Source organism: Vagococcus proximus (assembly GCF_029143285.1).
Classification (GTDB): domain Bacteria; phylum Bacillota; class Bacilli; order Lactobacillales; family Vagococcaceae; genus Vagococcus_D; species Vagococcus_D proximus.
Window position 1 is genome coordinate 40463 of the sequence record NZ_JAPDSH010000004.1, and the last position, 24902, is coordinate 65364.

21 protein-coding genes and 1 pseudogene are annotated in these 24902 nt (G+C 32.5%); 20 read left to right on the forward strand and 2 right to left on the reverse strand.

Annotated elements, in window-relative coordinates; translation table 11 throughout:
- Positions 1-16: 16 nt before the first annotated feature.
- The 4 genes from pbp4 to OL233_RS06340 all read left to right on the forward strand — a co-directional run bounded on the left by pbp4 (position 17) and on the right by OL233_RS06340 (position 7261).
- Positions 17-2023 carry a penicillin-binding protein PBP4(5) gene (gene pbp4 / locus OL233_RS06325; RefSeq protein WP_275471496.1) on the forward strand — a complete coding sequence of 669 codons (2007 nt, stop codon included), beginning with the start codon at positions 17-19 and terminating at the stop codon, positions 2021-2023.
- A gap of 140 nt (positions 2024-2163) precedes the next feature.
- Positions 2164-2589 (forward strand): hypothetical protein, encoded by a 426-nt coding sequence (locus OL233_RS06330; protein WP_275471497.1) that lies wholly within the window; start codon positions 2164-2166, stop codon positions 2587-2589.
- Between the two features lie 238 nt (positions 2590-2827).
- Positions 2828-5200 carry an AAA family ATPase gene (locus OL233_RS06335; RefSeq protein ID WP_275471498.1) on the forward strand — a complete coding sequence of 791 codons (2373 nt, stop codon included), beginning with the start codon at positions 2828-2830 and terminating at the stop codon, positions 5198-5200.
- Complete coding sequence (locus OL233_RS06340) at positions 5201-7261, forward strand: UvrD-helicase domain-containing protein (RefSeq protein WP_275471499.1); 2061 nt, start codon at positions 5201-5203, stop codon at positions 7259-7261.
- A 65-nt stretch (positions 7262-7326) separates the two neighbouring features.
- Here OL233_RS06340 and OL233_RS06345 read toward each other — a convergent pair whose 3' ends face one another.
- Positions 7327-7968 (reverse strand): nitroreductase family protein, encoded by a 642-nt coding sequence (locus tag OL233_RS06345; protein ID WP_275471500.1) that lies wholly within the window; start codon positions 7966-7968, stop codon positions 7327-7329.
- Between the two features lie 193 nt (positions 7969-8161).
- Between OL233_RS06345 and OL233_RS06350 the strand changes: the two genes are divergently transcribed.
- Both OL233_RS06350 and OL233_RS06355 read left to right on the forward strand, forming a co-directional pair.
- Positions 8162-8722, forward strand: coding sequence for a sigma-70 family RNA polymerase sigma factor (locus OL233_RS06350; RefSeq protein ID WP_275471501.1), 561 nt, complete (start codon positions 8162-8164; stop codon positions 8720-8722).
- Positions 8703-10175 (forward strand): DUF4179 domain-containing protein, encoded by a 1473-nt coding sequence (locus OL233_RS06355; protein WP_275471502.1) that lies wholly within the window; start codon positions 8703-8705, stop codon positions 10173-10175. The genes OL233_RS06350 and OL233_RS06355 overlap by 20 nt, the downstream gene beginning before the upstream one ends.
- A 78-nt stretch (positions 10176-10253) precedes the next feature.
- Here the strand turns inward: OL233_RS06355 and OL233_RS06360 are convergent, their stop codons facing one another.
- Positions 10254-10745 (reverse strand): YajQ family cyclic di-GMP-binding protein, encoded by a 492-nt coding sequence (locus tag OL233_RS06360; protein WP_126830091.1) that lies wholly within the window; start codon positions 10743-10745, stop codon positions 10254-10256.
- Positions 10746-10944: 199 nt separating this feature from the next.
- Here OL233_RS06360 and OL233_RS06365 point away from each other — a divergent pair, with 199 nt between their 5' ends.
- The 14 genes and pseudogenes from OL233_RS06365 to OL233_RS06415 all read left to right on the forward strand — a co-directional run bounded on the left by OL233_RS06365 (position 10945) and on the right by OL233_RS06415 (position 24833).
- Positions 10945-11850 carry a YitT family protein gene (locus tag OL233_RS06365; RefSeq protein ID WP_275471503.1) on the forward strand — a complete coding sequence of 302 codons (906 nt, stop codon included), beginning with the start codon at positions 10945-10947 and terminating at the stop codon, positions 11848-11850.
- A gap of 131 nt (positions 11851-11981) precedes the next feature.
- The gene (locus OL233_RS06370) at positions 11982-12320 is read left to right on the forward strand and encodes a metal-sulfur cluster assembly factor (RefSeq protein ID WP_126830095.1); all 339 of its coding nucleotides are present in this window, start codon (positions 11982-11984) and stop codon (positions 12318-12320) included.
- Between the two features lie 398 nt (positions 12321-12718).
- The gene (locus OL233_RS06375; protein WP_275471504.1) at positions 12719-13219 is read left to right on the forward strand and encodes a 5-bromo-4-chloroindolyl phosphate hydrolysis family protein; all 501 of its coding nucleotides are present in this window, start codon (positions 12719-12721) and stop codon (positions 13217-13219) included.
- On the forward strand, positions 13216-14196 hold the full coding sequence (locus OL233_RS06380) for a hypothetical protein (protein ID WP_275471505.1): 981 nt from the start codon (positions 13216-13218) through the stop codon (positions 14194-14196). Before OL233_RS06375 ends, OL233_RS06380 begins: the two co-directional genes overlap by 4 nt.
- A gap of 26 nt (positions 14197-14222) precedes the next feature.
- Positions 14223-14309: pseudogene (locus OL233_RS11370) on the forward strand (metal-sulfur cluster assembly factor); the annotation flags it as partial.
- Between the two features lie 433 nt (positions 14310-14742).
- Positions 14743-14910, forward strand: a complete 168-nt coding sequence (locus OL233_RS11425; protein WP_367618493.1) for a putative holin-like toxin — start codon at positions 14743-14745, stop codon at positions 14908-14910.
- 376 nt (positions 14911-15286) lie between these two features.
- Positions 15287-17173 carry a UvrD-helicase domain-containing protein gene (locus OL233_RS06385; RefSeq protein ID WP_275471506.1) on the forward strand — a complete coding sequence of 629 codons (1887 nt, stop codon included), beginning with the start codon at positions 15287-15289 and terminating at the stop codon, positions 17171-17173.
- A gap of 217 nt (positions 17174-17390) precedes the next feature.
- A complete protein-coding gene (locus OL233_RS11430; protein WP_367618496.1) occupies positions 17391-17546 on the forward strand; it encodes a DUF3021 family protein in 156 nt (51 codons plus the stop codon).
- 121 nt (positions 17547-17667) lie between these two features.
- Complete coding sequence (locus OL233_RS06390; RefSeq protein ID WP_275471507.1) at positions 17668-17916, forward strand: hypothetical protein; 249 nt, start codon at positions 17668-17670, stop codon at positions 17914-17916.
- A gap of 229 nt (positions 17917-18145) precedes the next feature.
- On the forward strand, positions 18146-18289 hold the full coding sequence (locus OL233_RS06395; RefSeq protein WP_275471508.1) for a putative holin-like toxin: 144 nt from the start codon (positions 18146-18148) through the stop codon (positions 18287-18289).
- A 455-nt stretch (positions 18290-18744) separates the two neighbouring features.
- Complete coding sequence (locus OL233_RS06400) at positions 18745-19743, forward strand: LacI family DNA-binding transcriptional regulator (RefSeq protein ID WP_275471509.1); 999 nt, start codon at positions 18745-18747, stop codon at positions 19741-19743.
- Between the two features lie 79 nt (positions 19744-19822).
- Positions 19823-21505 carry an alpha-glucosidase gene (locus OL233_RS06405; RefSeq protein WP_437184409.1) on the forward strand — a complete coding sequence of 561 codons (1683 nt, stop codon included), beginning with the start codon at positions 19823-19825 and terminating at the stop codon, positions 21503-21505.
- Positions 21498-23363: a PTS sucrose transporter subunit IIABC gene (locus tag OL233_RS06410; RefSeq protein ID WP_275471511.1), complete on the forward strand. Its 1866-nt coding sequence runs from the start codon at positions 21498-21500 to the stop codon at positions 23361-23363. Before OL233_RS06405 ends, OL233_RS06410 begins: the two co-directional genes overlap by 8 nt.
- Positions 23364-24833, forward strand: a complete 1470-nt coding sequence (locus OL233_RS06415; RefSeq protein WP_275471512.1) for a sucrose-6-phosphate hydrolase — start codon at positions 23364-23366, stop codon at positions 24831-24833.
- Positions 24834-24902 lie beyond the last annotated feature (69 nt).

Below are 24902 nucleotides of genomic sequence, written 5' to 3' on the forward strand. Positions count from 1 at the left end.
AAGGAGTGACAAGCAGATGAAAAAGAAATTATTAATAGGTGCAGGAGTTGTCTTAGTCGCTGGTGCTTCATTTTATGGCTATAGAACAATAACAGACAACAAAAATCGTCAGAAGGCAGTAGATAATTTTGTATCAGATTTAAAAAAACAAAACTTTGATGCATACAGTCAATTATTTTCAAAAAAATCACTAGAAGATTACACGTTAACGAATAAAAAAGTAAAAGAACGTTATGAAACAATTTTTGATAGTATTGGTGTTACCAAAGTCAAAGTAACCAATCTTAAAGATGAAAAATACGGCAAGAAGAACTACAGACTGACTTATAATTTAGAATTAACTACCCCAGAAGGTGTTATTAAACCAGAAAAATATAAAGCTATTTATTCTAAGTCTAGTAATGGGAAGTATGAGTTCAAATGGAGCTCGTATTTAATTTTCCCAGGTATGGAAGCGACCGATAAAGTGTTGTTACAAAATGATGTTGTCGAACGTGGCGCTATTTTGGATCGTAATGGGAAACCACTGGCAGAAAATAAAGAATTTAAACAAATTGGGATGAATCCGACTCAACTAGGTGACGATAAACAGGCGGCGTTGAAAGAAATTAGTGAAGCTATCGACATGCCAGTTGAGAAACTAGAAGCCTTACTCGAACCTGAGTGGACAAAAGGTGACGTTTTTGTGCCTATTAAAGTGCTAAATGATAAAGAAGAAGAGGCGCTAAAAGATAAGTTGCCAACTGGAACAAGCTTAATAACAAAAAAACAGCGTTACTATCCTTTAGAACAGTCAGCGGCTCATTTAATAGGTTATGTAGGACAGCCGACGGCAGAGGATTTGGATAAAAATCCTGATTTGGATGAAACGACTCCAGTGGGACGAATGGGACTTGAACAAACGTTAGATAACGAATTAAGAGGTAAAAATGGGTTATCACTAGTTATTACTACAGCAAAAGGTGATGTCAAAAAGACCGTATTCAAAAGAAAAGCGGTTGAAGGAAAAACGATTAAATTAACACTAGATAGTGACGCACAGCAAAAAGCTTTTGCGTCATTAAAAAATAAACCAGGCGCTATGGTTGCTTCTGAACCGAAGACAGGTGACCTTTTAGTCTCAACAAGCTCACCTTCTTTTGATCCTAATCAATTTGTAAGTGGTATTGGAGATAAGGCGTATAAAGAATTATCAGAAGATAAAAATTTACCTTTCCTTGCAAGATACGCTAATCGCTATGCGCCAGGTTCAACTTTCAAGACGATTACCGCAGCAATTGGTTTGGATGCAGGTGTTATCAAACCGGAAGAAGCATTACCAATCGACGGTTTAAAATGGCAAAAGGATAACAGCTGGGGTGGGTTTTGGACAACACGTGTTAAAGAGCAACCGACTGTTAATCTAGAGCAAGCGGTAGTGTATTCTGATAACATCTATTTTGCACAACAAGCACTCAAAATGGGTGAGAAAACATTAATGGATGGGTTAGCTAAATTCCCATTTGGTAAAGAAATGTCACTCCCTATTGCAATGGAACCTGCGAGTATTGCGAATGAAAAGAAACTAAAAAATGATATTTTATTGGCAGATACAGCTTATGGCCAAGGACAATTAATGATGACACCTCTCCAACAATTAGAAATGTATAGCGTCTTTATGACAGATGGCAATTTAATCTCACCAAAACTTGTTGCAGATGCTAAAAATGAAAAGACAGACGGTGTGATCAGTGCAAAATCTGCACATTTGGTTTTAAATGATTTAGTGGGAACTGTTGCCAATGAAGATGGTTATGCTCATAACTTATATCATGATAATTTTAAATTAGCAGCTAAAACTGGGACAGCTGAGATAAAAGAAAAGCAGGATACCGTCGGAACTGAAAATAGCTTCCTGTTATTTTTAGATCAGGAGAAGAGTCGTTTTATGGGACTTGTCTTTTCAGAAGATTCACGTAAAAATGGTGCAGCAAATGAGAAAGCAGAAGAACTTGTTAATTATTTGGAACAAAACTATAACTAAATGTCCACATCAAAAATGATAGAAACCAGAGCATAAAAAAGTAGGGATTTTGAAAAGTTATAGCCTTAAGTATATGATTTGTTGAGTGATATGAGGTAGAATGAAGGTGTCGATATAACCAGACGTGAAAGGAAGAAGACATGAAAACATTTAAAGAAGCGTTATTAAACAAGTTAGATGACACAATGATTCCAAACGTAGCGGCACATTTAGTAGAGATGTATGAAACCGAATTAGAAGAGGATTCGTTAAGAAATGCTTTAGTCAGTTTTAAAAATTCAATAGCATCAGTTAGCGATCAGCCCAATGATGATTTTAAGGTTCTTATTGAAAAAGAAATAGAGCCTATCACCAAGATAGAATACTGGAGTCCAACACTTTTAAATGTTGAAACAGAAGAAAAATTTGCAGCAGATTTAGTTCCTTTTGAAACTGTTTTTAATTATATAATGGCAGAAGATTTACCAAGCGAGGCTAGCGTGCTAGGTGACATTATCTGGGAAATCACTTTCGATGGGTGGACAAAAGAAGAGCAGCTAGAACGAATTAAAAATTATAGAGGGTAATAAAAAACGACCTTAATCAAGGTCGTTTTTTTGTTAAGTCGTAAATTAAACAGATATTATACAATAAAGAGATTAATAATTTCTTTTTTTATAAATTTCACCCTATTTTTTCAGTAAAACATAAAAATGTAAGTTAATACCGCGCATTAAAATAGCGTTTTCTTGTATAAAAAGTATCCCGTTTGATCTATACTGAGTGTAGTGACTTATATTCTTAAGATAGGGAGGAAGTTTTAGTATGTATTTAAAATCACTTAAATTAACTAATTTTAGAAAGTTTAGAGATGGGGAAAATGTGTTAGAAATTGCACATGAATCAAACAAATATGAAGAACCAAGCAAATTGAATGTATCTAAAAATACAACAATGATTGTAGGTAGGAATAATAGTGGTAAAACTACAGTTTTAGGTTTGTTAAGCAAGTTATCACAAAGTAAAAGTGGGTCTACTTCATTATTTAATGTACATGATTTTAACCTTAATTATTTAAAAAGCATATATGATAAAATCATTGTGGGTTCAACTGAATATGAATTACCAACAATTAAATTTCAGTTAGAAGTAGGGATTGATGATTTAGAACATAATTCTTTGGCGTACTTAGAAGAAATTTTATTAATTAAAGATATTGGTAAAGCGGGAAGTTTTAAAATTGACATTTTATATCAAGCGCTAAACGAAGTGAAGTTAAGAACGGAATTTGACAGTATTTATAGCTTATATGAAAAACAACCTGTTCGAAATTTAGAAAATATAGAAAAAGAGTTATATGAAAAATTAAAAGAGAAAAGTTTAAAAGAGTGCATTGAATATTGCGATGAACATTCCGAAAGAGAAGAAACTAATAAAAAAGGGTATCAATATATTAAATTTCAAAAAGAAGAGTTATTCCGCAAATATTTAACTATACTTAGTAATGCAACTTATGAGTTAGCTTTTTTTCCGGAAGGTAGTGATGATAAAGCAGACAATTTTTCATTGTCTAATCTGTTAGATGTTAAAATGGTGAAGGCGAACAATATAAATGGAGAAAACTGCTTATCAAAGGCATATAACAAAATAATTAAAAGCTTTTTATCAAATAATCAACGGGGAATTGATCAATTACTTGAAGATATTAATTTTGAGACTAAAAGTTTAATAGATACAAATTATACGCAGCGTTTAAATGGTGTTGTTCAAAAAATAGAGTCTTCAAAAAATTTGGAAATGAACTTAATATCAGCTATTAAGATGGATGACATACTAAAAAATGCAGTAACATATGAGTATTTAGAAAATGAAAATTATATACCAGAAAATCAATTCGGATTGGGTTATACTAATTTAATGGTTATAATAGCGGAACTTGTAGAGTATATTGATATGTATAAGGAGCAGAATTATACAGATAAAATTAATTTGATTTGTATTGAAGAGCCTGAAACTTATATGCATCCACAAATGCAAGAATTATTTATTACAAATATTGAGGAAGCCATAAATACTTTATATGACAGTAAAGATTTTTCTGATTTTAGAGAAAATATCCATAAAATTAATTATCAATTACTTATTTCAACTCATTCACCGCATATATTAAACAGTAAAATACATCAAGGGAACAAATTAGATAATATTAATTATTTAACCCATACTAATACTAGTGAGTCTACAGGTAAAATTATTCCGCTAAAAGATGATAAAATAATTGGACAAGAGATTAAAAAGAGAGATAAAAAATCAACTGAAAATTCAAATGAAGCTTTTGTTGAGGTTACAGATTTTCAATCTTTAACCTATATAAAGAAACATATGAGAGTGGAAACTTCAAATATTATGTTTTCCGATGCAGTTGTTATTGTCGAGGGACCAACAGAAGAGGCTTATCTCAAATATTTGATTAGTCAAGATAGTAGGTTAAAAAAATTGTATATAACAGTTTTGTGTATTAATGGTGCATATGGAAAAGTGTATTTTAAACTTTTGAAATTAATGCATATTCCAACAATACTTTATACAGATATTGATTTTAATAGAACTGACGAAGCAAAAAAAGGAGGTTACGAACAATTAAAAGATTTAAGTAGTGAATTATTGAAAGATAGTGCGAAACTTACTACCAACTCAACACTTAAGTACTTTTTAGATGAAAAAAATGACCAATGTGCTAAAGTTTTGCATACAACAAATCAACAACTTCTTGAATTGAAAACGGATTATTATAAGGATCAATCAAAAGATGAACAGTATTTTATGTATGATTTTGATTCTTTATTTGTTATAACTCAAGGAAAAGTTCATGATTCATATGCTACAAGTTTGGAAGAAGCAATATTATTAACTAATGCGGAAACAGAGTCAAAATATTTAAATGAATTGTTAAGAAAAATGATGCCTCATATATATAAGGAAGCAGCAGGAGGAACTAAAGAGAGTGAAGCTGATCTTAAAGAGAAGGCTTTCTATTTTCAAATAAAGATAGGATCAAGTAGTAATAAAACAAAGTTCATGAATCAAATATTGTTTGATTTAATTACAAAAGATAACAAAAAAATAGATATTCCTATATATATAAAATTAGGATTAGATATTTTAGCACATAAGCTTGGTGTTGAGGGAGGGGTTTAAATGTTAGCTAAAGAAAATCAAGAGTATATAAAAGACGAGAGGTCCATACAAGATGAAATAAATAATTGTTTGGACAATTCAGTAAGTTTTTGTTTTAATGCGGGAGCAGGGGCAGGGAAGACATATGCTTTGGTTGAGTCTTTGAAATATGTTTTGAACTCAAAAAAGATTTTAACCTATGCAAATAGTAAAGCTTTGTGTATTACATATACAAATGCAGCTAAAAATGAAATGAGAGATCGTTTGGGGAATAATGAGCAAGTTGTGATTACAACAATTCATGATTTTATGTGGGAATTAATCAAAAGACAACAGCCGTTATTATTAAAAGTACATAGAGAAAAAATTGTGAGTGAGTTAAATAAAATAAATACTTTGTTAGAAGAGGATAAAAAGTGTGAATGTCCAGACGAATTAGAAAGTTTACTAGATAATCCCGAGTTTATTGAGCAATTTTATAAGAGTTATTCTTTGAATAAACCTGAATTTATTGCAAATATGCAAGAGTATGTACAAGGTGAAGCTTTTGAAGAGTTAAAGAAGAGATTCGGAAACTTTAAGGCGCGAATTAATAGTCTTATTAAGAAAAAGAATTATACCCAAACATTAAGTAATATTGATAATAAAGAAACAGGTTTTACAAAAGTGAAATATAAATCAACATACAATCGCGATAATTTAAATAAAATGTACTTCAGTCACGATACATTATTAGAGTATGCTAATAAAATTATTGTGACGGAGTCAACAGATATTTATAAAAAAATGATTGTTGATAAATATTCAGTGATTTTTATTGACGAGTATCAAGATACCACAGAAGATGTTGTCATGATATTAAAAATGTTGGATGACTTTGCTAAGAAGAAGAATTACAATTTTACAATTGGTTATTACGGTGATGATGTTCAAAATATCTTTAATAAAGGAATTGGAGATAAACTTGGTGAAAAGCATCCTAATTTAAAGCAAATAAATAAAAAGTATAATAGACGTTCGTCAGAAGAAATCATAGGCACTATCAATAAAATTAGAAATGATAAAATTGTCCAAAAGTCAATTTATGAGGATGCATCAGGTGGAACAGTAACATACTGTATTGTTAAAGATGAGGATAATTTTTCTGAGAGTATACAAAAAGTAACAGAGGATTATATTAAAAAACATAAAAATATTAATCAGGTTGATGAGTTTGCGTGCTTGCTTTTAAAGCATGAAGGGTTATCAGAGATTCAAGGGTTTAAGGAATTATTTGACAGTATTAAAGATATGCCTAAGTATAAAGGTGATAATTATAAGCAAATAAATACTGAATTTTTGAGTAATAATGATAAAAATTTAGGTTACTTTCTATTATATATTAAAAATCTCATAAGGTTTAAACAACTAATGTTAGACAAAAATACACCAATAAAAACTATAATTTCATACGTAAAAGATGATAAAGATTCTCGTAAACTTACATTTTTGATGTTAAGAAAGTTTAATGAACAATTTATAAAGATCGAAAACGAATCAAAAGAGAGTACATTATCAGAATATCTCGAGAGGCTAATAAAAGTATCAAAAGAAGAAATACTTGTAAAAAATTTGTTGTGTTCTATATTCGGATTAGATAAAGAAATAATAGAATTAGAGGATATAAAAAATAGTGCTGTAAATTTCTTTAAATGCGAAGATAATACTGAGAAAGTGAACGTTTTTTTTTATTTAAGTATTAAGCAATTTGTTAATTGGTACAAACACTTGACGCGAGAAATGTCAATAAATATGAATTATTTAACTTATCATAATTCAAAAGGCTTGGAGTTTGATAATTTATTAGTTATCTATGACAATATTTTTGCACGTGATAAATCATATTTCTCAAAGTTTTTAACTAATCTAGAAGGTGAAGGTTTGTCTGAATCTAAAGAAGAGAAATGGAGAGAAGCCAGGAACTTATTATATGTTGCTTGTTCTAGAGCACGTAAAAACCTTTGTATGGTTATAAAAGAATCTGATCTCCATGAGATTTCTGAGGGAATTAGGGCATTGGGGTTTAGTGAAAAATCAATATAACATTTGTAAAATTATGCGGTATAAATACTAAAAAAGCCTCGAACGTAATCGTTCGAGGCTTTTTGTTATTTCCAAGTTGTAATATCAGTGATAGGTAAACGAGCGGTTTGTTTGCCTTCTTCAGCAGCTTTACCGATGCTCACAATCATAACAGGCATATGACGAGTAGGGTCCATATCAAAAGCTTCTGCTAAGTTCGCACGGTCAAATCCGCCAATAGCGTTTGTGTCATAACCGTAAGCACGAGCTACTAACATTAATTGCATTGATACAAGTCCAGCATCTATTAGGGCAATTTGTTTCAAGCCTTCTTCTGGCATGTTATCGTACATCTGAGCGAAACGACCTAATTGTTTTTCTTTGATTTCTTCAGTTAAGCCACCGATTTCAACTGATTTAGAGTAAATCTTTTCAGCATTATCAAAGCTTTTTAAGTCACCGAATATTAAAATCATGGCAGCTGCTGAATCACTTTGTCTTGAATTAAAGCCAACTAGTGGGCGTAATTTCTCTTTACCTTCAGGTGTATCAACCACAACAAAACGCCAAGGCTGCATGTTAATTGATGAAGGAGCCGTTGTAGCATCTTCTAAGATTTGTTTCATAATGTCTCGGTCAATCTTCACGCTAGGGTCGTATTGACGGATCGAACGACGGCCTTTTAAAATATCGCTAAAATCATTGTTTATATATGTATGTTCACTCATGTAAGTGACCTCCTAATAGTTCGTTATAGTGTTCAAAAATACCTGAACTCAAACAATATAGCATGTTTCCATAGGGTTGTAAACTTTTAACATTGTGTTATAGTGAGCGAATTAAAGAAAATTAGTTTGAATAAAATGAAACCATTTTGCAATATGAATCATCTAATAAGTATAGTGGTAAAGGAGTGAGTGAATGAAAGAGGAAGTAGTGGTCAAACGGGCCATAAAAGGGAACAGTGACGCTTTTGAAGAGTTAATGACTAGGTATCAAGAACAAATGTATCGGACGGCTTATTTATATTTAGGTAATCAAGAAGATAGTTTAGATGTAGTCCAAGAATCAGTCTATCAAGCACTAAAAAATATTAAGCAAGTCCAAAAGCCAAAGTATTTTAAAACGTGGTTAATGCGGATTGTCATTAATAATGCGATGGCTTTAAATAAGAAAAAAGCACAAGTGATTTTCTTTCCTGAAGGTGATGAGCGAGAAGGTATGGATGCTGTTATTTATGAAGAATCAATAGAAAGACAGACCGATAGTCACCTGGATATAACGACCGCCTTGGCACAACTCAAAGAAAGTTACCGAAAAGTGATTATTCTTTATTATTATCAGTCCTTATCCGTAAGAGAAATCGGTCAAGTGTTAGAACTATCAGAAGGAACAGTCAAAACAAATCTAGCTAGAGGCAGACAAGCGTTAAAAGAGGTCTTATTAAAGGAGGGTGAGTCTGATGAACGACAAACAAATTAAAGAAAAAATGGCAGAGATTGAAGTTCCTAAAGAAGCCTTGGAAAACGCTGTCAAACAAGGGATGAATCGAGCTAAACAAGAAGAGGTAGCGAGTGTCGGAAAAGGAATGGGCAGAATAGGAAAAATCATACTTTCAGCTGTAGCCGTGGGTGGTTTATTTGTTGGTTCGGGTTATCTGATTCCATCTTTAGGAGAGGTTTATGCCGACATTCCATTTGTAGGGAAATTATTTCAAAGATTTGATCCAAATATAAACCTTGCAAGTACCTCTTTATCAGAATTGGACTTAGTTGAACCATTAGAAACTGACGGTTTAACGATACATGTGATTGGTAGTTATTATGATGCGGGTAAAATAGATATTGTGTATCAAATAGTCTCAACAAATAGAGATAAGAAATCAGATCAAAAAGATTTAAAGCTGACAGTTGATGTTGGAGAATCACCACTTATTAAGGGTAACGATGTGAGCAATGATATGCGTGAATCAGAAAATGGAGAGGCATTATTTGATGGGCAGTTAACTATAGATTTATCTCAGGATAAAATACCGGATAAGATGATGGTTCCACTAATTGTTGACACTGGTGGTAAAAAGAAAAAAATTAATGTTCCTGTTGAAAAAGTTGTAAGTCAAGCCTTACCATCAGGTTATTCAGTAAGTACCGAAACAGAGGAAGGTCGTTATACTGCAACTATCACTAAAGTGTTAAAAGGCGAGTCACGCACCATGGTTGATTATAAAATTGAACAACCGAAAGGAACAAGTGTTGATGCGAGCTGGGCATGGTTTATGGGAAAAGATAAAAATGGGCAAGAGGTGGAATGGCCTATTTATTCAACCGGAGCACTTGTAAAAGTAGAAAAATCTTCAACTAGTGATATCGGTAGTTATCGTGCGATTTTGCCAAACCGCTATGTTGATAATGAAGGCGAGGAAGAAAATGTACTAGGAAATGTTTCTGTTAAGTTTGATATCGCAAATGCACCAAAGAATAAGCCTGTAGTGGCAGTGAAAGATAACTTTCCTCGTGTTCTTCCAGCGAAAGATGAACGCTTTACGATGGAAGTTATGGATGTGACTGAAGCGGAAAATAAAATTGTAATGTCTGTGACATTTCCAAATTTAGCGGAGGATTATAGTAAAGATGATTTAGAACAAAGTTTAGCAGCCTTTACGTTAGGGAATAAAGAGTATGTTTCCAGCAATACTGTCCCAGATGAGTATTTTACTGATCCAACAACATTTTTACACAAAGAGCCAGTTGTAACGGATGTTCACTTTGAGCAAGGTCAAGGCTGGTTGGGAACTGTTAGTTTTGATCTAAAAAAACTCCATGGATTTGGAAAAAATAAACACCCTAAATACGATCGAGACCAAGCTTATATAGGTGGAAATATTAGTAGTCAGAACGTTAGCTTAGGTAATTTAGAATTAGATTTAGGAGAATAAGTAAAAGCCACTACTTTTAATAGTAGTGGCTTTATTTGGGGTTTCATGATACGTTAAGTCTTAAATAGAGGACTTGTTTTATCTGAAGTTAGTAAATTGTAATTCGATTGGAAGGGTTAAGTCACGTGTTAATTTAATAACAGCTTGTAAATCATCACGACTTTTCCCTGTGACACGGATTTGTTCATCTTGAATCGTTGCTTTGACTTTTAATTTTGAGTCTTTAATCGCTTTGATGATTTTTTTAGAATTGTCACGGTCAATCCCACTCACTAAGTCACCATATTGACGAGCATTTCCGCCAAGTGCATGTTCGCTATCTGTGAACTGAATGTTTTTAATCGGGACATTGTGTTTGACTAATTTGCTGAATAGCACATCTTTTACTTGTTCAACTTTATAGTCATCTTCAGCAACTAGTAATAGTTTGCCATTTTCTAATGACATGCTTGCGATTGATCCTTTAAAATCAAAACGGTTTTTTATTTCTTTTGTCGCTACTTGTAGGGCATTTTTTACATCTTCTTCATTAATTTCTGAAATGATATCAAAACTAGGGTCTTTTGCCATGTTTTATTCCTCCTGAAACGCAGCTCAATCGTGCGTTAGTATTTAAGTGTAAACGTACTCATACTATATCATGAATAGGAGAGACAAGAAAGTATCTAAAATAACAGTAAAAACGATTAAAAAAGCTTTATTTAAACAGAATAAACTGCTATTCTATCTTATGGAGAACAAAAACAATAATAGAAATAGGGGGAAAGTTATGCAAACAAATTTAAAATGGACGTTTAAGAACGAATTATTAACGAAGTTAATTGTAGTAGTCGTAACAGGTATTTTAGCGGCTGTTTCATTAAATATATTTTTAATACCAGCCAATGTATTTTCAGCAGGACTTAACGGAATTGCGCAATTGGTCTCAGGAGCATTTGATATGTACCTTGGGATGACGGTTAATACAGGGATATTGATTTTTGTACTAAATATTCCGATCTTTTTAATCAGTTGGTTGAAACTAGGTAAAGAAGCAACGGTCTACAGTTTCTTAACAGTAGTCTCAATGTCAGTCTTTACAATGATTATTCCACAATATTCTATAACAGATAATGTGTTATTAAATACAGTAGCCGGTGGTGTAGTAGTAGGTCTAGGTGCAGGGCTTTGTCTTGTTTTTGGCTTTACAACAGGTGGACTTGATATTATCGCATTAGTCGTAGCAAAAACAACAGGTAAAACAGTCGGAAGTCTTTTGTTCTTACAAAACTTATTAATTATCCTAGTGTCAGGTTTGATGTACGATTGGGAAACAGCATTATATACTATTATTTCAATTTTCTGCTTAACACAAATCGTAGACAAGATGCATACTGGAAGCCAAAAAATGACAGCCTTTATTATCTCTAGTAAATCTGATGAGATTAAAGCCGCTATCCATTCAGCGATTCCTCGTGGTATGACATTATTACCAGGACGTGGTGGTTTCACTAATAAAGAGAACACGGTTATCATGATGGTTGTGAGCAAGTATGAATTATATGATTTAGAAAAATTAGTTTATGAAATCGATGAAAATGCCTTCGTTAACATCGTGCCAACACAAAGTGTTATGGGACAATTCTTAAATGAAGACCAACAACGTGAACATCGTAAAGCCTTACAAACAAAATAAATTGTAAAGAGTGGGACTGTAAAAGGTCACCGCTCTTTTTTATAGCGGATATCAAGACTTTCTCATTTACAAACGCTAGTGTAACGGTTATTATAGATGAAGAATATAGGATAATTAAGGAGGCAACTGACGTGAGCGAAGTAAACGAGTGGTCAGCTGAAGAAATAGAAGAAATCCAAGGTAGAATTGTCACAGCCCTAGAAACGGTAGTCGATCCAGAATTAGGAATCGATATTGTAAACTTAGGTCTTATTTATGAAGTAGAATTAGCAAAAGATGGTTTCTGTACAATCAAAATGACTCTAACAACAATGGGATGCCCATTAGCAGATGTAATTACAGATGATATCCATAAGGCTTTAAAAGACGTACCAGAAGTCACAGATTCAGAAGTGAAGCTAGTATGGTACCCAGCGTGGACAACAGATAGAATGAGCAGATATGCACGTATTGCTTTAGGGATTAGATAGAGCTAAGTTTAATACTCTCATGGTATTGATTAAATTTTTAATCGGAAACCAAATTATAATGACAAAAATAATAAACTCTTTCGTTAGCTAATAAGTTGATGAGGGAGTTTTTTGTTATGAAACTATTATGATTAAAGTATTAAGAGGCTTATCTCCAAAGACAATAAAAAATAGGGGATAACTTTATCAGGGAGGGAATAGTGTACTCATTAAAAAATAACTATCTTTATACATAAAAACTATTAAAAAAGACCTATAGCTAGATTGAAAATAACTTAATTTCAATGGTAAAATATAAATAATAGCGTTAGTTATGTTAACAACGTTTTTTTATGCTAGGTAAACGAAAGTGATATAACGATGACTAGCATAGCCAAGAGACTCTAAAGGAGAGTATAATGATTTATTTTTACGTTACATTGCTAATTTTGTCTAGTATTTTAATAGTGTTTGCTACTCAAGTAATGAAACTATTTAGGTTAAAGCAAGAACAGAAAAAAAGAGTTAAGAACTATCAAGAGCTACATCGTATGACTGATTCTGAACTTTTATTGTTCAAGAACGAAATGGCTGAAGCCAAATCAACTATTCTTGGGATCGAGAAGGTGATAAAGGATGTCCCTTCCCTAGAGAAGAATGAAGTTATTTCTAACACATTAATGGAATCTAAAAGTATTTTCAATCAATTGATGGAAAATCCGCGTGATTTAACGCAATATGATAATTTCCTATATCGTAACTTGCCGACTCTTCATCTATTACTGTCTAAGTATGTTGAACAAAGTGATAGTACAGAGGAGTTATTGCATCTTATAGGTCAGAATATTAATCAAGATTATGAAAAGTTATTAAAAACAAAACAAGCTGATATAAATATGGCGAAGGAGTTTATCAAATGAAAAAAGAATCTTCTTTTTCTAAAGAGTATGATGAACTTTTTGAAAAAATTACCTTAAATTTATTTGTTACACTGCAAATGAAAGTCTATTTTTTGGTCGGTTCGGTGTTGCTTATAGGTTTGTTTTTATTCCAATCTTTTTATTTGCCTGCACAAATCAATAATACTATATCCGATTTCAATAAAATTATGGAAGAAGGAAATAAAGAGTTGGATAGATTAGATGAAGAATTACCATATAAGGAAATACTTCCACTAAGAGAGTTAGGCTTAAAACCCATTTTCAAACTAAACAATACAGATGCTGAACCTTATCAAATAACTGTTAGTAAGGAAAAAATAACATTTGGAAATGATTATATTTTAACAATAAATAGTCCTAACTATACATTAGACAAAGATTTTTCTAAGGGTTTAAAAATTACTCCTATTGAAAGAGTATCCTATAAACACCGAGTACCAAGTAGTGACGTTCTCTCAAGTTATAAATTTGATGTACTCAATTACATTGTTAATTATGATACTAAGTCAGAGAAGCTTACCTATTTTACTGATACAGCCTATGATTCACAGGTGTATACTAATATTTTTATATCTGAAAACATTATTGATAATCTTTCAATTCAGGTTAACAAAGATGAAGGAGCTTTTTATAAAGTGTTCCCTATGAAAAATATTGGCAATGTACAAACAGGATTTATTATCAATGCTGAACCATCTGATACTAGCGTAGATGAAAATAATAATAGTATCCCAAGGACCTATGTTGGTCTAGATAAATATTGGATTTTTCCTGATGGAATGGGTATTTATGTTAGACAACAACAAGATTTTTATGGGGATTTACGTAGTGATGATAAGCAAAAAAGTTCTATGGAAAATAATCTAGAAGAAATTAATATCTTTATACAATTATTTGACGATAAACGTTCTATGTATACATGGTTAAACGACACGTTTAAATTGGAATTAAAGTGATAAGTTTATTAGAGTGAAGAAATCTAAAAAGTATAAGTAAACTTGCATGGTACCCAGCGTTGACGACTGATAGAATGAGCAGATATGCACGTATTACTTTAGGCATAATATAATAAAAGGCGGTCTAACTTTAGTTAAAAAGTTAGACCGCCTTTTATTTAGCTGTTCTGCTATCAAAAAATGACAAAAATAACCAAGCCTTAACTTTACCCAGTTAATTGGCTTTGGGAAAAGAAATCATGTTTCCGCATGTTTCTCTTTCAAGTCGGATTATACGCCAATATATTTTGAGATTCAAGTAAAATAATCAAAAAAACACACTATAAATAGACAGGAGTATCTATAAATTTAAAAGTGATAAATTGTGATGTTATTTAAAAATAAATGTTGGAGAAAGTAATACTTTAGATAAAGAAATCAGAAGATGAACTAGCCTTTAAACACTGTTATATCAATGTTTGTTCGCTTTTTTTATTTATAAGGAGTGCTATAATGGTCGGGTAAAGAAGTTAGGGTGGTGGCTATCTTAGAGTGGAGGTGGTGCTTATGAAAGTAAGGACTAGAATCTATGAAAGGAGAGGCCTTTTGTCTGCGTTGGATACGATTAATTTAATCATAAATATAGGGAAGTATACTATAGCCGTGATTATATTAGTCGTGCTGATATCAAATAATGACAAAAAAAATAACCAAACTTTAACTTTAGCCGGTTAATTGGTTATTTTTTTTTAGTTAATCTCGCTACCATCTTAATGGCTTTACGACTAGAGAATCATGTTTGCGCATGGTTCTCTTTTCAATTTGGATTATACGCTAGATGACTGGAAGTTTCAAATGAAAGTTATCTCTTTTACTAGTCGCTAAACTGATGCCCTTATATAGTTATTACGCATAGTATTATTTTTTTTATAAAATAACAATTTTAACAAACGGTTCATAAAAGGCTTATTAATCAAATGGAGAAGTGATATAATTAATTTGCGTATATTAATCGCGTGAGTGCAGTGATATGGTTGATAATAATCAATCTTTAAAATCACTCTTGCTAAATGAATGATAACGATAAAGTTGACTTATTTGAATCGGATGGGTGATTTTAGATAGTTTAAAGAGAGAAGGTAATGATGTGAGCGTTTCTATAGAACCAAAGCAAGAAGACTGGAGTAACCTGAAGACCAAATTGACTGAAGGTGAAATGACAATAGTTACAAGAATTAAAAAGCTCTTTGAGTCAAGTAATAGAACGATTGAATTGTTTATTCAACCAAATATTAATGGCTTAAGACCAGATATTATCTGCATTGAAAAATCAAATGGTACTGTCAAGGGTGGTATTTGGATCATTGAAGTAAAGGATTGGGATTTAACTCATTTTTCTATCAAAAATGATAGCTGGATTTTTGATGATACATATGAAAAAAAATCTCCTATAAAACAGGTAGAACAGTACAGAAATGAAATAATAGATATTTCTAATACGTTAAAATTCAAACTATTAGTAAATACAAAAAGTCCGTCAAATTATTTAGTAAAAACAGCCGTCTATTTTCATACAGATACAAGAATTGCATATGATTCAATCTATACTGAAGTGATATTTAAAGGAGTTACCGATGAGGAATTGAGTAAATTTTTTGTATCAACAAGTCGTGATTCTCTGGAGCTGGAAACTTATAATAGTGTGAAGCAATATCTAGGTTATTTAGAAAGTGATTTTGAAACACCTGAATTTAGTGGTGATTCCAAACAAACGAGGATATTGTCTGAATTTAACTCAGGATTTAAAAGAAAAAAAATTATTGGGCCAGCAGGTTCTGGAAAAACTGAACTCTTAGCTCAAATGGTAGCAAGTGAATTAATGAATGGTAAAGAAGTTTTAGTGTTGACCTTCAACATTACATTACGTCGATTTTTACATGATAGAATCAGAAATGCCTTGAAAAAGAAGGTTGAAAAAAGTCACTTAACCATTGATAATTATCATCGTTTCGTGAACAAACAATGCCAACAAGCTACTGGTAAAAGGTTAGGATGGTCTGAACAAGCTTATAAGGATGTTAATATGTTTGGTAATGATAATTCAGAATCATTACCAAAATTTGATGCCATATTTATTGATGAATATCAAGATTATTGTACGGAATGGGCTACAGTAGTTGAAAAGAATTTTTTAGTTGAGAATGGTAGCTTTGTAGTACTTGGTGATGCTAATCAAAATATTTATAAGCGTGAACTTGAAGGAAAAATCTTACCACGCGTTAGTATTATTGGTAGACCTAATGAGTTAAATGTCAGTCACAGATCCATTAATGCTATAACAAAAATATCAAAAGCGTATCAACAAGAATTTTTAGCAGGGATGTATGATACTCCGGAGATAGAGATTGAACAATTAAATATGTTTGAAGTTTCTGAAGGCACAATTTTTCTTACAAATGAGACTGAGCTGGATTCATTTTTCAAAAAAGTTAATACTTTTTTAGAAAAAGAAAATATTATTCCTAATAGAGTGTCAATCATAGGCTTCACTAAGGAAAAACTAAGAGATTATATTGATAGCTACAATAAATGTTGTCTGGAACAAGACGGGATGCGTCCTAGAACAATAACTAATCAGTCTAGAACAGTTTGTAGTAATAAGGAATATAACCTGTTATCATGCAATGAAAGCAAGGTAAAACAGTTTGAGCGAACACTTAAGAGTAATTTCAAACCAAATTACGGGACAACAAAAGCGATCACTGTTAATTCATTAAAAGGATCGGAGACAGATGTGGGAATAGTAATACTAGATGACCTTATAAATATGTCTTTAGATAAAAATGATAATTTTGAAGAGTTATTGTATACAACCATTACAAGAGCAAGAAATTATTTAATTATCTATTATAATGAACGAGAGAACTATCCTGAAAAAGTAAAAGAGTTTATAGAATTTTTAAAGAACAATGAGAATGTAAGATTAATTGCTGGATAGTTTATTTAAATAGGCGACTCACAGCCTACTAGCTTTAGCAACATTTCCATGTATATACTAGATAGTAGCGATGAGTAGTATGTTTTACTAACGAAAGAATTTACATAATGAAAACCTCAAAGAGCTGTTAGGAGACAGCCTTTTGAGGTTTTTTATTGTTTACATAAGTCGTTAGAAATATAGTCATTGGTGTTATTAACCAGTTATCTATTTATTTCTGCCAATTGCGATCTATTTAAATTGGATTAATTTTACAACTATGAATATTCTTATATTTACCCTAATATTTATAATTGTCTATTTAATTATATGGACGGTATCTATGATGAAACGCAAAAAAGATATTACGATTATCAATAAAACTATCCGGTAATTTAGTAGTTTTGTGATGAGTTGCTATAGGCATTAAGATAGTTAGGATTAAGTAAAAGTTGCCAAGGGCTATGTTATAATAGGAAAAAGATAAGTATACTTTAGAAAGAGGGAATTAATAGATGAAATTAAGTAATGGATGGAAAATAGACTATGGAAATGATGATTCTAAGTTTAAATTATTCTCAAATACTGAAAATGAAAATGAATATATTGTTAGAGGGAGCCTGGAAAACGGACCAATTATTTCATTCATACTGTCAGAGGATTCTATAGAGATACTAGAAACCGCTTGGCAAATAGCATCAGTAAATGTCAATTGGGCAAAAAAAGTCATTACTTTAAATGAATATGAAGAAAGTGACGATTAAGAAATAAGCAACTATGACTTAATTTTGTTGTTATTTAAAAAAAGTTACAGTTGATACGACTCCATAATAATATCAGATTTAAAAGAAATTAGAGGGATATCTAGTAATGGAGAAAGGGAACAAACACTGTTATATCAATGTTTGTTCCCTTTTTTTATTTATAAGAAGTGCTATAATGGTCGAGTAAAGAAGTTAGGGTGGTGGCTATCTTAGAGTGGAGGTGGTGCTTATGAAAATAAGTACTGAAATCTATGAAAGGAGAGGCCTTTTGTCTGCGTTAGATACGATTAATCTAATCATAAATATAGGGAAGTATACTATAGCTGTGATTACGTTAGTTGTACTAGTATCAAATAATGACAAAAAAAAATAACCAACCTTTAACTTTGAGCGGTTAATTGGTTATTTTTTTGATGAACAACGTTACCATCTTAATGGCTTTACGACTAGGGAATCATGTTTATACATGGTTCTCTTTTCAATTTGGATTATACGCTAGATAGCTGGAAGTTTCAAATGAAAGTTATCTCTTTTTCTAATAGCATGGTAATAAAACTAATTAGATCTATCTATTTTATGTCTATTGCTGATAGGACGTTATATGTATCTATGAGGTGGTTATCATGGAATATGTATCTGCGACAGTGCTGGCTAAAGAATAGAATATATCAAAACGTACGGTATGGTGTTATGTAAAAAAATGTGAAAGTAGAAGCAGATATGAAATTGATAAATTAGTGATTCAGTTATTTAAATTCATATTGACAAATATAAGATCAGGTAGTACTATAATTATGAAATCGATATCATAAAGGAGAGGATGAAGAATTGGCTACAATTAAAGATGTAGCAAAAAAGGCTGGGCTATCTGTTTCAACGGTATCTCGATATTTGAATAATCATCCTTATATCTCTGATGACAAACGTAAAAGAATTCAAGAAGCTATGGCAGAGTTGAATTACACACCAAGTTCAGTGGCTACTCAGTTACGTTCTAAAAAAGGAACTATGATTGGTATTTTAGTATCTAGAATTGCTAACCCATTTTTTTCACATTTAGTAGACTCAATTGAAAAAAATGCAAGGCTACATGGTTATACTGTTTTAGTAATGCAAACGTACGATGATAAAAAAGCAGAGAAAAACATGTTAGAGATGCTAAAACAAAGGGTTATTTCTGGTTTGGTAATGTGTTCAATAGAAGGCGATTCTAAAACAATTGAGTCTTATCAAGAGTATGGCCCTATCGTTTTATGTAACGAGCACATTCCCGAAACACAATTACCACAAGTCTATACGGATCAAGAGGTTGCTAGTTTCGAAGCTACTGAATATCTAATTGCTCAGGGGCATAAGAAAATTGCATATTGTACGGGAGGGAGTCTAACGCGAGGAGGACATGGTAACTCACGAACTGAAGGATTTGAAAGAGCGTTACATACGCATAACTTGCCAATGAAAATTGATTGGATATTTAAGCAAGTTCATACGATTCAAGATGGTATGGAAGTAGCTGATAAATTATTAGCATTGCCTGAAGAAAATAGACCAGATGCTATTTTTACAAGTAGTGATGAAGTAGCGAGTGGAATATTAGAGAGATATTTAGATGTGGGGAAACAAGTCCCCCGTGATCTAGCTATTTTAGGATTTGATAATCAGCCATTTACTGGAATGTTGTCAGTACCCCTGACAACAATAGCTCAGCCTATTGAAGCATTGGGACGAGAGTCTACAAATTTATTAATTTCCTATTTGGAAGAAAAAGACTATCAAATTGATACATCTGATTTAGTATTAAAACTGATTATAAGAAAATCTGCTTAGGTAGATTTTTTTATGACCAAATGTGGTATCGATACCACAAAGAAAGGAGAAGAATATGACTAGTAATTTAAAGAATCAAATGGTGGAACTAGAAGAAAAACAATTTTGGAAAGAGGAAGTCGTATATCAAATTTACCCAAAAAGTTTTTATGATAGTAATGATGATGGTATAGGGGATATTAAAGGAATTACTAAAAAATTAGATTATTTAGCTGATTTAGGTGTAACCATGCTATGGATTTGTCCGATTTTCACGTCGCCGATGGTTGATAATGGTTATGATATAGCGGATTATAAAGGTATACAAAAAGAATTTGGAACAATGGAAGATTTAACAGAACTGATTAGCGCTGCAAAGGAAAAAGGGATAAAATTAATTTTGGATTTAGTTGTTAATCATTCTTCAGATGAACACGAATGGTTTCAATCTGCTTTAAGTAGTCCAGAGAGTCCATACCGTGATTATTATATCTTTAAACAAGGTAAGGAAGGAACTACACCGAATAACTGGCGTTCAATTTTTGGTGGAAGTGTCTGGGAGAAAGTACCGAATGAAGAAAATATGTATTATTTTCATACTTTTGATAAGAGGCAACCTGATTTGAATTGGGAAAATCCTAATCTAAGAGCTGAAATTTACGAGATGATTAATTGGTGGTTAGAAAAAGGTCTTACTGGTTTTAGAATTGATTCCATCACATTCATAAAAAAAGACCAAGACTATGGGGATGTGACGCCTGATGGAAGTGATGGTTTAGGTAGTGTTAAGCATAAAACAAGAAATCGTCCAGGTATTGAAACGTTCTTAGCAGAATTAAATGACAAAACGTTTAAAAATTATGAATGTGTTAGTGTCGGTGAGGCACCAGGAGTGCCGTACGAACAGTATGATCAGTATATTGGCTCAGATGGTTATTTCAATATGATATTTGATTTTCATTATGCGGATATTGACGTGGAAAATGGTAGTGAATGGTTCCGTCGAACAAATTGGCAACCGAAAGATTTTAAAGAGTTATTGTTCAAAAGTCAGGAAGCCGTTCAAGCAAGTGGCTGGGGGGCAAATTTCTTAGAAAATCATGATCAACCTCGTTCTCTATCGAAGTATATTACGGATAGTCGTTATCAAAATGAAAGTGGTGCAAAAGCACTAGGCACGTTATTTTTCTTCTTAAGAGGAACGCCTTTTATTTATCAAGGACAAGAAATTGGAATGAAGAATTTCCAACGAGAAACAATAGACGATTTTAATGATGTTTCAAGTATTGATAACTACCACCGCTCAATGTTAGAAGGTTTTTCAGAAGAGGAAGCTTTAGGTTTTGTTAATCAACGCTCGAGAGATAATACACGAACACCGTTCCAGTGGGACGATACGGAACGAGCTGGGTTTAGTCAATCATCAGAGCCATGGTTAAAATTAGTTGGTGATCAATCTGAAATTAATGCTGAAGATCAAATTGATCGATCAGATTCGATTTTTTCATATTATAAGGAAATGATTCAATTAAGGAACCATTCACCTTACCGTGAAACGTTAATTTACGGTAGTTTTTCACCATTGGATACAGCAGATGATGTTATTGCTTATGAGCGTTTAGGAGAAGAAACAATTCAAATATTTGTTAATTTAAGTAATCAAGTTCAAAAAATTAAGGCATCAGGAGAAGTATTACTTAATACGTATTCTGAGTTAGAAAATATTTGTGAATTACAACCTTATCAAGCCATCGTTATTAGAAAGGAAGGCAGTCATGACTAAAATAAATTATGAAGCTATTGCAAAAAAATTGGTCTCAATTATTGGAGAAGATAATATCGTGTCCGCAACGCACTGCGCGACACGGTTACGTTTACAAGTGAAGGACCGTCAAGCGATTGATGATACACAAGTTGAACAGGTTGAGGAAGTCAAAGGTGTATTTTATAATGCTGGACAATACCAAATTATTTTAGGAACAGGAATCGTAAATAAAGTCTACGATTCCTTACAAACTATCTATTCCTTTAGTGAAGTGTCGAAAGATCAGATGGCAAAAGACGATTCTTCAACACTTCAAAGAGCTGTTCGGAATATTGCTGATATCTTTGTACCAATTATTCCAATTTTAGGGGCTACTGGTTTATTTCTTGGATTAAAAGGCGTGCTATTTAACGAAACAGTATTAGGTACAATGGGTTTAACAATGGAAAGTATTCCGGAATGGTTAAATGCTTCAGTCACCGTTTTGACAGATACGGCATTTGGCTTTCTAACGGCATTTATTTGTTGGTCAGCATTTAAAAAAATGGGTGGCTTGCCTATTATTGGTTTTTTAGTCGGTTTAATGTTAGTTTCACCGGCTTTGCCTAATGCTTATGCAGTAGCAGGTGGAACAGCTGAACCTATTATGGCTTTCGGAATGATTCCACTTGTAGGATATCAAGGGTCTATTTTAACAGCACTAATAACAGGGATGCTTGGTGCTACATTAGAAAAGAAATTACGAAAAGTAATGCCTAATGCAATGGATCTGATTTTTACCCCATTCCTAGTTATTTTTGTTTCTGTTTTTACAGCGCTATTTATCTTAGGACCAATCGTTCATGCATTTGAAGGGCAGGCAGTTAAAGTAATTGAAATGTTCTTACACTTACCTTTAGGTATAGGCGGATTAATCATTGGATTTTTGTATCCGATTGCAGTTATGACAGGAATGCATCATATGTTTATAATGATTGAGACCTCACTGATCGCTTCTACAGGATTTAATCCACTGATTACAGTATGTGCGATGTATGGGTTTGCAAATGCTGCTGTCTGCTTGGCAATTGCATTAAGAACTAAAAATTCATCTGTTAAAACGGCTGGCATTTCAGCAACGGTAACACAAATGTTAGGCGTCAGTGAACCAGCATTGTTTGGAGTTGTCATGCGAACAGGAATGAAAGCGATTATGGTTATGTTATGTAGTTCTGCAGTAGGAGGGATGGTATTATCGCTATTAGGTATCCAAGCTAATAGCTATGGGCTTGCCGTGTTATTATCACCATTAATGTATATTTATGAACGTTACCAAGTGGTTACTTATGTGTTAGTAGGGATAGGTACATTTATATTAGCCTTTATCCTAACTAATCTTTTTGTAGTAAAAAAAGATCAACATGATTTAGAAAATGTTGTAGAAGAAAGCGAAAGTCAAACAGATAAAATTTATTCGCCTATTCAAGGTCAAATAATTCCAATTACAGAAGTTAATGACCCTGTTTTTTCTAGTAAAATGATGGGTGAAGGATTTGCTGTCTTACCAACTGATGGTGCAATAAAAGCACCATTTAATGGTACTATCAAGATGATTGCACCAACTAAACATGCTATAGGTATAATCACAGAAGATGGTTTAGAAGTACTCTTACATATAGGGATTGATACTGTAGAATTAAATGGAGAGCCTTATGATTTAACAATTAAAGTCGGTGATACTATTCAACAAGGTCAGATTATGGGATCAGTTGACTTGAATATGATTGTTGAAAAAGGGAAAGATACAACAGTAATGGTGATTATTACGAATTCAAAAGAAGCCATCACTGGTTTAGATTATGAAGAAGATTATGTTTTGCCAATCTTAGGAGCGTAGGTGATAAAGGTGGAGTGGACAACAACTGAACGTTATCGACCTTATAAAGAATGGCCAGATAGTTATATAAAAAAATTAAAAGAGCAAGTGACTCAATCAAATTGGCGTTTGAACTATCATATTCAGCCGGAAACAGGACTACTGAATGATCCTAATGGCTTTAGTTTTTTTAATGGTAAGTGGCATTTATTTTATCAGCACTTTCCTTTTGGACCAACCCATGGCTTGAAATCGTGGTTTCATCTTAGCTCCATTGATTTGATACACTGGGAATCAGAAAAAACATCCATTGAACCAGAGATGAGCTATGAGTCTCACGGTGTTTATTCTGGTAGTGCGATACCTGTTGATGAAAAGTTATTTCTTGCCTATACAGGTAATGTTAGAGATGATTCTTGGGAGCGTCATAGTTATCAATTAGGGGCGTGGTTAACGAAAGAGGGGGATTTAGAGAGAATTGAATTACCTTTAATCAATCAGCCGCCTAATGGATTTACTATGCATTTCCGTGATCCCCAAATTATTCAATATGAAGACAGGTATTTAATGGTAATTGGCGGTCAGACGGATGATCAAAAAGGTAAAGTATTGTTTTTTGAAAGTTATGATTTAAAACAATGGAAAAATTTGGGGCCTTTAGAAATTAATCAGGATTTAGGTTTTATGGTAGAATGTCCTAACTTACTTTTTATTGAAAATAAAACAGTGCTACTGCTGTGTCCCCAAGGATTAGATAAAAAAACTGTCGATTATCAAAATGTGTACCCGAATACGTATATACTTGCAGATAATTATTCAAAAGAAGACCATCTGTTACAACACTCTGAACAGCAACAGTTACTTGATGAAGGTTTTGACCTCTATGCGACACAAGCCTTTTGTGCGCCAGATGGACGTTGTTTAAGTGTAGGGTGGATTGGATTACCGGAAATGGAGTATCCCACTTTTCAAGAAGGCTGGGCTCATAGTTTGAGTTTGATAAAAGAGCTCACAATTAATGAAGGAAAACTCTATCAGTATCCTGTCGAGGAAACCAAGTTATTACGACAATCTCAAGAAAATTTAGTTGTTTCAGCAAAAGAAACATTAGTGATACAAACTGAAAATAGTTATGAATTACAGTTTAAAATTCCTAATCAAAGTAAAGGAGAAATTGCTTTGTTTTCGGATGAATTAGGCGAAAAAGCATTAATTTTAGACTATGATACTGAAAATGGGACCGTAAGTCTTGATCGTAGTTCGACAGACTACCCATTGAATTCAGATTACGGCTATACGCGGAAAGTAGAGATTACTAAAGGTCATTCAGTAGAATTTACGATATTTATTGATCAATCAACCTGTGAAATCTTTATTAACCAGGGAGAGAAAACTATGACTACAACTTACTATCCAAATGAGAACCAGAACTATTTAGTTATTGAAAGTGATCAAGAAGTAAAAGGTACTTATTATCGATTAGCTAACTAGTGATTAGATAAAAAAAGACAATGAGATATTTAGCTCATTGTCCTTTTTTGCGAGGCATAACTTATCTAC